This window comes from Streptomyces sp. NPDC057307 (genome assembly GCF_042667665.1).
Taxonomy (GTDB): Bacteria; Actinomycetota; Actinomycetes; order Streptomycetales; family Streptomycetaceae; genus Streptomyces.
The window spans coordinates 1-14,198 of the sequence record NZ_JBHUZM010000171.1 but is presented as its reverse complement, the minus strand read 5'-3'; the positions used below and the strand labels follow the sequence as shown (position 1 = coordinate 14,198).

Genomic DNA, 14,198 nt, shown 5'->3' with positions numbered 1-14,198 from the left:
CGACGGCTCCGTGCCCCTGCGGATGTCGGCGGCGTCCCGCAAGATGGAAGCAGGTCCGGGGTACTCCAGCCGGCCGCTCGCCGGTGTGGGACCTCCGCCGAGCGAAGGGGCAGCATGGACAGCAACGATCTGACGCCCGAAGTCCTGCGGAGCCTGCGGAAGCAGCGGCCGTATCCGGCGGTGTCCCTGACAATGCCCACCCATCGGCACGAGCCGTGGAGCGACCAGGACCCGGTGCGCCTGCGCAACGTCCTCTCCGAGGCCGTGCACCGGATGGAGGCCGATCCGGACGTGCCCAAGGCCACACGCCAGGCGGTCAGGGGGCGGCTGGACGAGGCGGTGGCGGAGGTGGATCTGCGTCACAAGCTCGACGGGCTGCTGATTCTCGCCGACGCCGAGGAACACCAGGTCTGGTACCTGCCCCGCGAGACGCCCGAGTCGGTCGTCATCAGCGACACCTATCTCACCCGGAACCTGGTGGCGGCCACCGTCCAGCGCCACCACTACTGGGTGCTGAACGTCGCCGCCGACCACGCGACGCTGTGGAGCGGTGTCGGCGACTCCCTGCACGAGCACCGCGCCGACGGCTTCCCCGCGACGCCTTCCGAGGCCACATGGGACGTGGAACGCCTGGAGCGGGTCGGCAACCCGCCGAGCAACTTCATGGACGAGGACACCCGTAAGTTCATGCGGTCCGTGGACGACGCCTTCACCGCCGTGCTGGCCGCGAGCCCCCGCCCGTTCTATCTGGTCGGCGTCGCCCCCGCGCTCGCCCTGCTGGAGGAGGCGGGCAGCACCGCCCGGTCCGCCACCGGCAGGCTGGCCAAGGGCGGCCTGACGGACGGCCCGGCCCATGTGCTGGCGAAGGCGCTGCGGCCGCTGGCCGAGGCGTACGCGCGCGACGAGGAGCGCCAGGTCCTGGTCCAGCTGGACGACGCCAGGAGCAGCCGTACCTTCGCCGCCGGTCTGGACGAGGTCTGGGAGGCGGTACGGGAGAAGAGGGCCGGCCTGGTGGCCGTGGAGGAGCACTTCCAGCGGTCCGCCCGGGTCAGCGAAGGGCATCTGATCCCGGTCGACGGCGCGGACGGTGCGGCCCTCGGCCGTGAGGTGCAGGACGACATCGTCGACGAACTGGTCGAGTCGGCCCTGGACGGCGGCGCGCAGGTCGTGTTCCTGGACGACGACGTGCTCGCCGGGCACGAACGGATCGCGGCGGTGCTCCGCTACTGAGCCACTGCCCACGCGTGCGGAAGGAGCAAGGCGCCACCGGCCCCCCACAGACCGGTGGCGCCCGTCGCCCTACGAGGGCCGCGTCTCAGCGGCCCGAGGGCAGGACCCGGACATCGGACGCCTTCACATAGGCGACCCGGTGTCCGAACTGGATCTCGTAGTACTGCTCCTCGCCGCTCACCACGCGGTGACCCGTGGTGTCGAAGGTGGGCGCGAAGTAGTACGCGCCGGGCACCCGGTCACCGACCACGTACTTCTGACCGGCGAGCAGCTTGTACGGGAACGGCGAGATCGCCTGCGCGGGGATGTCGGCCGGGTACGCCGACGCCTCCGGGTAGGCCCTTCCGTACACCGGCACCTCCGCGAGACCGGCCTTCGGTGTGAGCACCCGTTCCTCGGCGCTCACGGCCGTGGGGGCCGTACGCGGATTGTGGAACCACGCCTTCTGGCCGAGGTACCAGATCGCCGTCCAGTCGCCCTCGCGTCCGGCGACGGCGAACTGCTGGCCCGTCGACGCGCGTGCGCCCAGGTCGTTGACGCCGGTCGTGGAGTCCCCGCCGCCCGGCCGCAGACCGATGTCCTTGACCAGCGGCGACGCCGCGTCCGGCGCGGTGTGCAGCCGGACCGCCCCCGAGCCGTGCGGGGCGCACGCCTGACCGGCCGTCACACAGCCCGTGTAGACCGGCTGGTTCGACGCGTAGTCGGGCCGGATCGTCACCGCGCCCGCGTCACGCCCGCCGGCCGCCTTGAACGGCTTGCCCAGCAGCTCGAAGTAGTGCGCCCAGTCCCAGTAGGGACCCGGGTCCGTGTGCATCCCGGCAATGGTCGACGCGGTCGTGCCGGGCACGTTGTCGTGGCCGATGATGTGCTGCCGGTCCAGCGGGATGTCGTACCGGTCGGCGAGATAACGGACCAGCCGGGACGACGTCCGGTACATCGCCTCGGTGTACCAGGCGTCGGGGGAGACCAGGAAACCCTCGTGCTCCAGGCCCACCGAGGTGGAGTTGACGTACCAGTTGCCCGCGTGCCAGCCGACGTCCTTCAGCGGGACGTGCTGCGCGATGTGCCCGTCGGACGAGCGCAGCGAGTAGTGCCACGAGACGTACGTCGGGTCCTGGACCAGTTGGAGCGTGGTGTCCCAGGTCGCCTCGGTGTCATGGATGACGATCGAGTCGATGGAGGGGGACCCCGCCTTGGGGCGGTCGGCCTTGTCGTGGTTGCCGTAGTCGCCCTCGCCGAACTCCTCGTACGGCGCCGGGATCCACTCGCAGGCCACGGTGCGCGGGCACTCGGTCCCGCCCGCGTCGGCCTTGCGCAGCCCGAGCGTCGACACCTGCGAGGTGTCGGGCGCTACACCCGGCGTGGCCGGCAGCGACACCCGCTGCCCGCTGTCGGTCGTACGCCGCTGGCCGTCCCGGATCACCGCGTAGACGTCGTTCGCGTACGTCGCGGCGGTGGCGGAGTCGTCGGCGCCGGAGAAGCGGGCGACGGCCGCGTACCAGTCGGCCGGGTCGGCGCTCAGCGGTTTGCCGAGCGCGCGCTGGGCGTCGGCCAGCAGGGCCGCGCCGCCGCGGATGTTGGCGGCCGGGTCCTGCCTGAGCCGCTCGGCGGACTGTCCGGTGAGCTTCGCGGCCCGGTCGACGGTGCGCAGCCGTGCGGGCAGTTGGGAGTTCTCGGGTACGACGGCCTCGCGGACCGCGTCCGGCGCGCCCGTCTTCACCGGGCGGGACGTGTCGCCGCGGGCGTCCTCGGTGCCGTGCGAGTGGTGGGGTGCCTCGGCGATCGCGGTCCTGGCGTCGGTGAGGTGCATGGGGCCGTAGCCGCCGGTCACGCTGGGGGCGCCGCTGTGGGTGTCCCACCGCGACTGGAGGTAGGAGACGCCGAGCAGGACGCTCCGCGGTACGTCGTACCGGGCCGCCGCCGCGGCGAAGTCGCTCTGCAGCGAGCCGGCGGTGGGCTGTTCGGCGGTGGCGGAGGGGGAGGCCGACACCAGGGGCAGCAGCAGGGCGGCCGAGGCGACGGCGCCCGCCGTGCGCGCCGCACGTCTGCGGACCGTTCTGACGGGTGTGGGGGCGGAACCTTGCAATGCAGCCTCCAGTGACGTGGTGCGCGAAGCGCCCGCGGGGCCGTACCCGGCACGCGACAGGTGGTACGGGGTGCGGCGTGCGGAGTACAGGGCAGGGGTACAGGGGTATCGGCTTGAAGGCGATCCGTCAATCAGGCGTGGCGGCAAGGATTTCGCACGTCAGCGCGCGTGTTGCGGACTTGTCCCGGTGACAAGGCCACGGGCCTGCGGCGCGTCAGTGGTGTGAACCAATGAGCGGACTCGACCGACCTGGAACGATATTGGTCCGGCCTTGACGTTTCTTGAACGTGACGGATCGTCAGGCAAGGTCCCGTACCGGCGGGACCGGTGAAACACGGCCCGGTCAGCTGGTGAGGTCGCGCGCCAACTGCCGGTCCACCTGGGCCGGCGACAGGGCGTGCTCGATCGCGAGGATCCCCGCCCCGAACGCCGCCGCGTTCTCACCCGTACGGCTCGGCTCGATCCGCAGCACATGCGTGGCCAGCGGATGGGACCGCCGGTACACCGCCTCACGTACGCCCGCCAGCAACTGGTCGTGCACGGCCGCCAGCGCGCCGCCGAGCACCACCGTGTCGGGGTTGAAGAAGTTCACCAGCCCCGCCAGCACCTCGCCGACCGCGCGGCCCGCCTCGCGCACCATGCGCAGGGCGTCCCTGTTGCCGGACTTCACCAGCCGTACGACATCACTGCCCGACGCGGCGTCGAGCCCGAGGCCCGCCAGCTTCGCCGCGATCGCGGCACCGCCCGCCACCGCCTCCAGACAGCCGAAGTTCCCGCACCGGCAGGCGTCCTCCTGGTCGCTCACCTTGATGTGCCCGATGTCGCCCGCGCTGCCCTGCGCGCCCCGATGCAGCCTGCCGTCGGCGACGATGCCGCAGCCGATGCCCGTACCCACCTTGATGTAGAGCAGGAAACGGGTGTCGGGGAACGCCCGCCGCTGTTCGGCCAGGGCCATCACATTCACGTCGTTGTCGACCAGCGCCCGCACACCGAAGCGCGAGGCGAAGAACTCGGGGATCGGATACTGGTGCCAGCCGGGCATGATCGGCGGATCGACGGGACGACCCGTGGAGAACTCGACCGGCCCGGGCACCCCCACCCCGATGGACCGCAGCGTGCGCGGCTCGCGCTCCGACTTCTCCAGCAGGGTGTGCAGCGTGCGCTCCACATGGCGCAGTACGGAATCGGGCCCGTCCCCGATCGACAGCGGATCCTCCTGCGTGGCCAGGGTCGTACCGCCGATGTCCATCAGCGCCACCCGGCAGTGCGAGGCACCGAGGTCCACGCCCGCCACCGCGTGCTCACGGGTACGGAGCCGGAGCCTGCGCGGCGGCCTGCCGCCCGTCGAGCCGCCGGCCTCCGGACCCGACTCGTCGACGAAGCCGTGCGCGATGAGCGCGTCCACGCGCTGGGAGACCGTGGAGCGCGCGAGGCCCGTCATCCGGGACAGATCCGCGCGCGTCGCCGCGGCTCCGGAACTGATCAGCGTGAGCACCTCGCCCGGTGTGCGGGAGACGGCGTAACTGCTGTGATCCGGCAGCGCAGACATGGCAATACCTTAGGGACGACTTTCGCTGCTCACAAGACACCATTGATTCGCCGGTCGGCATAAGTCTCCGTCAACTCCGCCGAAATGAACGGTGCTTGGACCCTTGACAGGTCAAAGGCCAGTCACGACATTGCACAGCAGACCGCGACCGAGGAGCCATCGAGGAGCCAGGGGATGCTGACGATGCAGGGCGTGTCCAAGAGCTTTCTCGGGGTGCGTGTGCTCCATGACGTGGGACTCGATCTTCAACCCGGCGAAGTCCACGCCCTGGTGGGCGAGAACGGCGCGGGGAAATCCACCCTGATGAAGGTCCTGGCCGGCGAACACGCCCCCGACACCGGCACGATCACGCTCGACGGAACGGCGCACACCTTCAGCCACCCGGGCCAGGCGCAGGCCGCCGGGATCGGCATCATCCACCAGGAGTTCGCGCTCCTCGCCCATCGCACCGTCGCCGAGAACGTGTTCCTCGGCCGGGAGCCGACCCGCTACGGACTCGTCGACCGCGGCGCCATGGAACGGCGTACGGCCGAACTCCTCGCCGAGATCGACGAGACGGGCATCACCCCGCGCACGCTCGTGCGGGACCTCTCCGTCGCCCGGCAGCAGACCGTCGAGATCGTGAAGGCGCTCGCCACCGACGTGCGTTGGCTTGTCATGGACGAGCCAACCGCGCCGCTCGCCGACCACGAGGTCGCGCTGCTGTCGGCCCTCGTACGCCGGCTGACCGCCCGCGGCCTCGGCATCCTGTACATCTCGCACCGGCTCAAGGAGGTCTTCGACCTCTCGCGGCGCGTCACCGTCCTCAAGGACGGCCGCCACGTCACCACCGTGCGCACCGCCGACACCACCCCGGACGACATCGTCCGCGCGATGGTCGGCCGCGAACTGACCGCGTACTACCCGCCGCGCGCCCGCCCCGACGAGATCGGCGACGTGACGCTCACCGTCACCGGCGGCGGCAACTCCCGCGTCAGGGACATCGATCTGACACTGCGCGCCGGCGAGGTCGTCGGTGTCGCGGGCCTCCAGGGGGCGGGGCGTACGTCACTGGCCCGCGCCCTGTTCGGCGCCGCGCCCTTCACCACCGGCACCATGACGGTCGGCGGGCAGCCGCTGCGGCCGTCGAAGCCGCGCGCGGCGATCCGCGCGGGCATCGCCCTGGTCACCGAGGACCGCAAGACCGAGGGGCTGGCCCTGCGCCAGTCGGTACGGGACAACGCCCTGCTGGTCACCCGCGCCGTCGCGGTACGGGGCAGACCCCCGGCGGGACGCGAGGTCACCGCGCTCCTGAGCCGCGTACGGCTCCAGTCGCGCGGCGAGGACCAGCAGGCCCAGTTCCTGTCCGGCGGCAACCAGCAGAAGGTCGTCATCGCCAAGTGGCTCGCGGCGAACCCGCGGGTGCTGCTCTTCGACGAGCCCACGCGGGGCGTCGACGTCGGGGCCAAGGCCGCCATCCACACCCTCGTACGCGAACTCGCGCGCGAGGGACTCGCCGTGCTCATCATCTCCTCCGAACTGCCCGAGCTGATCGGGATGAGCGACCGGATCCTCGTGATGTCCGACGGGCGCCTCGCGGGTGAACTGCCCGCCGGGGCCACGGAGGAGAGCATCATGCGCCTCGCCACGACCGGGTCGGACGAAGACACGGAAGCCGATGCCGGGACGGCCGGGCCCGCCGCGACCGCCGCGACCACCCGACGGGAGGGCGCCGCGTGACCACCGTCGAATCCGCTCCCGCGCCGTCCGGCCCCCCACCGAGATCGACATCGTTGTCCAAGGCGAAGGCGCGCCGCTCCGTCCGCCCGTCCGTCGACCCCGTCGTCGGCGTCTGGCTCGCGGCGCTCGCCGTGACCGTCCTCGGCTGGATCGTCGTCGCCGCCCAGGGCGGGAACTTCCTCACCACCTCCAACGCGGTCGCGATCCTCCAGAACTGCGTCGCGCTCGGCCTGGTCGCCGTCGGCCAGTCCGCCGTGATCCTCACCGGCTCCCTCGACCTCTCCGTCGCCTACCTCATCAGCCTCGGCACGCTCGTCGCCGCCGAGACGATGGCGAACGGCGGCGTCGTCACCGCCGTGCTCGCCGTTCTCGCGCTGTCCGTCGCCGTCGGACTCGTCAACGGGCTGATCGTCACCGGGCTCAAGGTCAACGCGTTCATCGCGACCCTCGGCATGGCGTTCATCCTGCGCGGCTGGATCGAGGACAACTACACCGGACCCGCCGGTGAGGTGCCCGTCTCCTTCCAGCGCCTCGGCTACGACCGGATCGGCCCCGTCCCCGTCTCGGTGTTCCTGCTCATCGCCGTGGCCGCCCTGATGTGGCTCATCACCCGCCGCACCCGCCTCGGCCACCACATGTATGCCACCGGCGGGGACGAACACGCCGCCCGGCTCTCCGGCGTACGGACCGGGCGCACCGTCGTGATCGCACACGTCCTGTGCTCGCTGTGCGTCGGCGCCGCCGCGCTCTTCCTCGCCGCGCGACTGGGCGCGGGCGCACCCTGGGCGGGCACCGAGGCACGCTACGACCTGGAGTCGATCGCCGCCGTGGTCCTCGGCGGCACGGCGCTCGCGGGCGGGCGCGGGGGAGTGGCGGGCACCCTCGGCGGCGTATTCGTCCTCGCCGTCCTCGACAGCGTGTTCAACCAGCTCTCGGTCGACCCGTTCTTCAAGAATGTCGTACGCGGCGTCGTCATCATCGCCGCCGTCGCCATCTACGCCCGGCCCCGACGGACCCCGAAAGCACCGAAGGCCCTGACGGAAGGGCGGACCGCGTGAGCGCCCCGACCGAACCCCTGACCAAGGCCGGCCGAACCCCGACGGCCGCCCCCGGCAAGCGGCTCGTCCGCGCGCTCGGCACCGGCATCCCCGTCTACGTACTCCTCGCCCTGCTGCTCCTCGCCCTCCTGATCACCGACCCCGGCTTCTACGAACCCGACAGCTTCCTCTCCTTCGTCAAGCGCGCGGCGCCGCTGGTGATCCTGGCCGCCGGGCAGTATCTGGTCATCGTCTGCGGCGAGTTCGACCTCTCCGTCGGCGCGATCGTCACCGCGGGCGTGGTCGTCGCGGCCGAGTTGTACGGCTCCTTCCCCGACGCCCACTGGCTGGTGGTCACCGCCGTCCTGCTCGTCGCCGGCGGCCTGGCCGGACTGGTCAGCGGGCTGATCACCACCGTCCTGCGGGTGCCGTCGTTCATCACCACCCTCGGCATGATGCTCATCCTCGAAGGCGCCGTCTTCTTCTGGACCGGCGGCTCACCGCAGGGCGTACTGCCCACCGCCTTCCGCCAGTTGGGCCGGGGCACCGCCTTCGGCTGGCTGCCCTGGGCGGTCGTCGCCTGCCTGGTCGCCGGGACCGTCGCCGTCCTGGTGATGCGCTCCGACTTCGGACGGACGCTCGTCGCCACCGGTGACAGCGACCGCGCCGCCGCGCTGTCCGGCGTACGGGTGATCCGGGTGCGGACCGTCGCGTTCATCCTCTCCGGCGCGGCCGCCGCGCTCGCCGCCGTCCTCGTCGGCGGCTTCTCCGGAGTCTCCGCGCAGGCGGGCAGGGGCTACGAGTTCGAGGCCATCACCGCCGTCGTCCTCGGCGGCGTGGTCCTCGGCGGCGGGCGGGGCTCGGTGATCGCCGCCATGGCCGGTGCCTTCTCGCTGCAGGCACTCTTCACGCTGCTCAACCTCCAGGGCGTCTCGGGCGCCCTGGAGTCCACCGTCCAAGGTGTCATCGTCATCGCCGCCGTCGGCCTCGGAGCGGCCGACTGGTCCCGGCTGCGCAACCGCCGTACGCCGTCCGGCGGCGGTCCGCCCGGGTCCGCGTCGCCCGGCCCTGTGCCACCTCGCCCCACGCCCCCCACCGGTACGCACCCCACGGGAGGAACACCCTCATGACCGTCATCCGGCCCCTTCGCCGACGCGCCCTCGCCGCGGGCGCCGCGCTCCTCGGCGCCGTACTCGTCACCTCCTGCACGAGCGACGCGCCACCCGAGTCGCCCCCGGCCGCCTCGGGCGCCGGGAGCACGGCGGACGCGGGCACCGGAAAGCAGTCCAGCTTCTTCGAACAGGCCGAGTACGAACGCCAGTTGGCCCTCGCGGGCGAGAAGCCCGAGGGGCCGGACGGCAAGCCGTGGGAGCAGATGCTCAACCCGGAGATGACCGACACCGCCCAGTACAGGACCGCCGACCCGAGCGACATCGAACTCTGCTTCTCCAACGCCGGCGTGTTCAATCCCTGGCGCCAGGTGGGGCTGAAGAACATGCGCGCCGAGGTGAAACTCCACAAGGAGATCACCAAGTTCACCGTCCTGGACGCCCAGGGCAAGGACGACAAGCAGATCTCCGACATCCAGGAGCTGTCCGCCCGCGGCTGCGACGCGCTGATCGTCTCGCCGAACACGACGGCCACCCTCACCCCCGCCGTGAAGCAGGCGTGCGGCAAGGTGCCCGTCATCGTCTTCGACCGGGGCGTCGAGACCGACTGCGCCGTCACCTTCGTCAACCCGATCGGCGGCTACGCGTACGGCGCGGTGGCGGCCGACTTCCTCGTCGAGAAGGTCAAGCCGAAGGGCAAGATCCTCGCGCTGCGCATCTCGCCCGGCGTGGACGTCCTGGAGACGCGCTGGTCGGCCGCGAAGGTCGCCTTCGACAAGAGTGAACTCGACGTCGTGGACGTGAAGTTCACTGACGGCGACCCGGCCAAGGCCAAGTCGATCGTCACCGACGCGCTCACCCGGCACGGCGACATCGACGGTGTGTGGATGGACTCGGGCGCCACGGCCGTCGCCGCCGTCGAGGCCTTCGAGGACGCGGGCAAGGACGTACCGCCCATCACCGGGGAGGACCAGCAGGACTTCCTCCAGGCGTGGCAGGACAAGGACCTCACGGCGATCGCCCCCGCGTACCCGACGTTCCAGTGGCGTACGCCCGTCATCGCCGCCCTGGACATCCTCAAGGGCGAGGACGTGCCCAAGGAGTGGAAGCTCCCGCAGCCCACCATCACCCAGGAGAACCTCGGCGACTACCTCAAGCCCGGTATGCCGCCGCTGCACTACGCGATGTGCGGCTGCGAGTCGATGCCCGGCTTCCCGAAGGACTGGGGCGGCAAGTGAGCACACCGGCACCGACACCGGCGGAGACATCCGTACCGGCAGAGGCACCGACGGAGACACCGACACCGTTCGCGATCGGCGCCAACCCGTGGATCTGGCACTCACCGGTCGACGGCGCGGCCCTCGCCGGGACGCTGCCACGGCTGGCCGCCTGGGGCTTCGACTGCGTCGAACTCCCGCTGGAGCAGGCCGACGACTGGGAGCCCGCCGCCGCGTCCAAGCTGCTGGACACCACCGGGCTCGCCCCGGCCGCCGTCGTCGCCGTCATGCCGCCGGGCCGGGATCTCGTGGCCACCGACCCGGCGACCGTGCGCACCACCCAGGACTATCTGCGGCGCTGCGTCGACGCGGCACACGCCATCGGGGCGCCCGTCGTGGCCGGTCCGGTCTACACGGCCGTCGGGCGCTCCTGGCGGATGTCGGACGCCGAGCGGGCGGCGGCGTGGGCCGAGTGGCGTGAGCACATCGCGCCCGTCGTCACCCACGCGCGGGAGGCGGGGGTGACGATCGCCGTCGAGCCGCTGAACCGGTACGAGACGAGTCTGCTCAACACCGTCGCCCAGTGCCTCGAAGCGATGGACGGCCTGGACCCGGCGGGCATCGGCATCGCGCTCGACGTCTACCACCAGAACATCGAGGAGCACGGCCTGCCCGGCGCCGTACGCGAGGCGGGCGCCCGTATCGTCCATGTCCAGGTGTGCGCCAACGACCGGGGCGCACCCGGCGCCGACCACCTCGACTGGCCCGGCTTCCTGACCGCGCTCGCGGACAGCGACTACCGGGGGCCCCTGTGCATCGAGTCCTTCACCGCGCACAACGACGCGATCGCGGTCGCCGCCTCCGTCTGGCGCCCCCTGGCACCCAGTCAGGACGCGCTGGCCACCGACGGGCTGGCCTTCCTGCGCCGGGCCCTCGCCGCTGTCCGGTAGAGACCCGGAAACACTCGATTCCGGAACCACGCGACAAGGCCCGGAACCACGCGACCAGACCCGGAACCACCCGACCGATCCCATCCCCCCAGAGAGGACCGGCACATGAAATGGCATGTACATGACGGGAAGCGTCGTGGGAGAGCGATCCGAAGAGCGTTCGTCGTCGGCGTCGGCGCCCTGCTGCTCGCGCTGACCGCCCTGCCCACCGGCGCCGGAGCCGCCGAGAAGGAGGCCCCCTTCAAGGCCCTCCTCTTCACCCGTGCCGTCGGCTACGTCCACGCGTCCATCCCGGACGGCATCACCATGTTCGAGGAGGAGGCCGCCGAGAACGGCTTCGAGATCGTCCAGAGCGACGACCCCACCGTCTTCAGCGACGACAACCTCGCCCAGTACGACGCGATCGTCATGCTCCAGAACTCCGGCATGGTCTGGGACACCGAGGCCCAGCGCCAGGCCATGAGAACGTATCTCGAGAGCGGCAAGGGTGTCGTCGCCATCCACAACACCCTCGACATGGGCGTCGAGGAGGCGTTCCCCTGGTGGGACGAGACCATCAACGGCGGCGCCCACATGCCCACCCACTCGCCGGGTGTGCTCCAGGGCACGGCCAAGGTCGCCGACCAGGTCCACCCCTCCACCAAGGGACTTCCCGAGCGCTGGGAACGCCCCGAGGAGTGGTACAACTTCGACGAGAACCCGCGCGGCGACGTCCACGTGCTGGTCACCGCCGACGAGACGACCTACAACCCCGGCCCCGACGCCATGGGCGCCGACCACCCCATCTCCTGGTGCCGCAACACCGGCGGCGGCAAGGTCTGGGCCACCGCCATGGGCCATGACACCCCCGCCTACGACGAGGAAGCCTTCCGCGACCATGTCGTCGGCGGACTCCAGTGGGCGGCCGGCGACAAGCCCGGCGACTGCGGCGGCACCGACTGGGGCGCGTACGAGAAGGTCACCCTCGACGACAACACCGCCGACCCCATGGAACTCGACGTCGCCGACGACGGCCGCGCGATCTACGCGCAGCGCAACGGCGAACTGAAGGTCTTCGACCCCGCGTCCCACTCCACCGTCACCGCCGGGAAGCTCGACGTCTACAGCGGCGGCGAGGACGGACTCGTCGGTATGGAACTCGACCCGGACTTCGCCACCAACCACTGGGTCTACCTCTACTACGCGCCCGCCGGTGAAGCCGAGGACATCAACCGGCTCTCCCGCTTCACCCTCCACGGCAACACCCTCGACCTGGCCAGCGAGAAGAAACTCCTCGACGTCCCGGCCTACCGCTCCCGTACCTTCACCGAGCCCGGACACACCGGCGGCGCCGTCGAGTTCGGCCCCGACGGCACCCTGTACCTGGGCGTCGGCGACGACGTACCGCCCAACCTCGACCCCGACTGGCAGGGCTACGCGCCCATCGACTGGCGCGAGGGCAAGGAGATGCTCGACGCCGCGCGCACCGCGGGCAACACCAACGACCTGCGCGGCAAGCTCCTGCGCATCAAGCCCACGGACGAGGGCGGCTACACCGTCCCGGAGGGCAACCTCTTCGCGGAGGGCACCGACAAGACCCGCCCCGAGATCTACGCGATGGGCTTCCGTAACCCCTTCCGCTTCACCGTCGACCAGAAGACCGGCTACGTCCACCTCGCCGACTACGGCCCCGACCGCGGACTCCCGACCACCGACCGGGGTCCCGAGGGCCTGGTCGAGTACAACGTCATCAAGAAGCCGGCGAACTTCGGCTGGCCGTTCTGCCACGGGAACAACCAGGCGTACGCGCCGTACAACCCGGACACCGAGGTGATCGGCGAGAAGTTCGACTGCGGCAACCCGACCAACCCCTCGCCCAACAACACCGGGCTGACCGACCTGCCGCCGATCCAGCAGCCCGAACTCTGGTACGGCTACGGCGTGTCCGGGCAGTTCCCGGAGATGGGCGAAGGCGGCTCGGCGCCGATGGGCGGGCCCGTCTACCGGTACGATGCGGACAACCCCTCCGAGACGAAGTTCCCCGAGTACTTCGACGGCGCGAGCTTCCTCTACGAGTGGTCACGCAACTACATCAAGGAAGTCCGCTTCGACAAGGACGAGAAGCTCCTCAAGGTCAACGACTTCATGGACTCGGTGGCCTTCAAGAGCCCCATGGACATGACGTTCGGGCCCGACGGCTCGCTGTACGTCCTGGAGTGGGGCAGCGAGTTCGGCGGCGGCAACAACGACTCGGGCCTCTACCGCATCGACTACGCCCAAGGGCAGCGCAGCCCCGTCGCCAAGGCCAAGGCATCCGCCACCGACGGACCGCTCCCGCTGAAGGTGGACTTCTCCAGCGAGGGCAGCGCCGACCCGGACGGTGACCCGCTGACCTACGAGTGGGACTTCGACGGTGACGGCACCTACGACTCCACCGACGCGAACGCCACCCACACCTACACCGAAGGAGGCGAGTTCAGCGCCCAGCTGAAGGTCACGGACCCCAGCGGCAAGTCCGGCTTCGCCAACGTGCCCATCACCGCGGGCAACACGACGCCGAAGGTGACCATCGACTTCCCCGTCAACGGCAAACTCATCGAGTTCGGCGACCAGATCCCGTACAAGGTCACGGTCACCGACCCGGAGGACGGAACCGTCGACTGCTCCAAGGTCACCATCAACCCGGCACTCGGGCACGACGACCACGAGCACCCGACGAACGACATGCCCGGCTGCGAGGGCACCGTCAACACCGGTGACCTGGGCGGCCATCCCGAGGGCGCCGACCTCACCTACGTACTCAACGCGAAGTACACCGACGGCGGCGGCTCCGGGGCACCGGCGCTGACCGGCTACGGGCGGGCCGTCCTGCAGCCCAAGCTCAAGCAGGCCGAGTACTACGACAGCCAGTCGGGCACACGCGTCGTCGACCAGGCGGGCGCCGCGAACGGCAAACGCATCGGCGACGTCAGCGACGGCGACTGGGTGGCGTTCGAGCCGATGAGCGTGGACGGCATCGACTCGGTCACGTACCAGATCTCCTCGCCGTACGGAGTCGGCGCGATCGAACTGCGCGCCGACGCCCCGGACGGCGAACTGCTCGCCACCACCCCGATCCCCAACACCGGGGACTGGGACGTCTACCGGGCCACCGATCCCGTACCGGTGAAGGCCCACGAGGGGACGCAACGGCTCTACCTCGTCTTCACGTCACCGCAGAACAACTCGTTCGACGTGGACACGGTCGAGTTCGGCGGACCGTAAGGCCGTAAGCCCTTCGGGGCGGACGACAACGCGCGTCGTGCGCCCGGTGTGTCGGCAC

At 70.8% G+C, this 14,198-nt stretch carries 9 protein-coding genes; 7 read left to right on the top strand and 2 right to left on the bottom strand.

Annotated elements, in window-relative coordinates; genetic code table 11:
• The first annotated feature begins 114 nt into the window (after window positions 1-114).
• Complete coding sequence (locus ACFUN8_RS33515) at window positions 115-1,230, top strand: chemotaxis protein (protein ID WP_383646098.1); 1,116 nt, start codon at window positions 115-117, stop codon at window positions 1,228-1,230.
• Window positions 1,231-1,315: 85 nt separating this feature from the next.
• Here the strand turns inward: ACFUN8_RS33515 and ACFUN8_RS33510 are convergent, their stop codons facing one another.
• On the bottom strand, window positions 1,316-3,316 hold the full coding sequence (locus ACFUN8_RS33510; RefSeq protein ID WP_383646096.1) for an N-acetylmuramoyl-L-alanine amidase: 2,001 nt from the start codon (window positions 3,314-3,316) through the stop codon (window positions 1,316-1,318).
• Window positions 3,317-3,659: 343 nt separating this feature from the next.
• A complete protein-coding gene (locus ACFUN8_RS33505) occupies window positions 3,660-4,865 on the bottom strand; it encodes an ROK family protein (RefSeq protein WP_383646093.1) in 1,206 nt (401 codons plus the stop codon).
• Window positions 4,866-5,039: 174 nt separating this feature from the next.
• Between ACFUN8_RS33505 and ACFUN8_RS33500 the strand changes: the two genes are divergently transcribed.
• The 6 genes from ACFUN8_RS33500 (at window position 5,040) to ACFUN8_RS33475 (ending at window position 14,140) form a co-directional block, all read left to right on the top strand.
• Window positions 5,040-6,584 carry a sugar ABC transporter ATP-binding protein gene (locus ACFUN8_RS33500; RefSeq protein WP_383646090.1) on the top strand — a complete coding sequence of 515 codons (1,545 nt, stop codon included), beginning with the start codon at window positions 5,040-5,042 and terminating at the stop codon, window positions 6,582-6,584.
• A 53-nt stretch (window positions 6,585-6,637) separates the two neighbouring features.
• Window positions 6,638-7,642: an ABC transporter permease gene (locus ACFUN8_RS33495; RefSeq protein ID WP_383646087.1), complete on the top strand. Its 1,005-nt coding sequence runs from the start codon at window positions 6,638-6,640 to the stop codon at window positions 7,640-7,642.
• Window positions 7,643-7,659: 17 nt separating this feature from the next.
• Window positions 7,660-8,751, top strand: a complete 1,092-nt coding sequence (locus tag ACFUN8_RS33490; RefSeq protein ID WP_383646104.1) for an ABC transporter permease — start codon at window positions 7,660-7,662, stop codon at window positions 8,749-8,751.
• On the top strand, window positions 8,748-9,968 hold the full coding sequence (locus ACFUN8_RS33485; RefSeq protein ID WP_383646084.1) for an ABC transporter substrate-binding protein: 1,221 nt from the start codon (window positions 8,748-8,750) through the stop codon (window positions 9,966-9,968). Before ACFUN8_RS33490 ends, ACFUN8_RS33485 begins: the two co-directional genes overlap by 4 nt.
• Before the next feature lie 74 nt (window positions 9,969-10,042).
• Window positions 10,043-10,897, top strand: a complete 855-nt coding sequence (locus tag ACFUN8_RS33480) for a sugar phosphate isomerase/epimerase family protein (RefSeq protein WP_383646101.1) — start codon at window positions 10,043-10,045, stop codon at window positions 10,895-10,897.
• Window positions 10,898-11,002: 105 nt separating this feature from the next.
• Window positions 11,003-14,140, top strand: a complete 3,138-nt coding sequence (locus tag ACFUN8_RS33475; RefSeq protein WP_383646081.1) for a ThuA domain-containing protein — start codon at window positions 11,003-11,005, stop codon at window positions 14,138-14,140.
• Window positions 14,141-14,198: the final 58 nt, after the last annotated feature.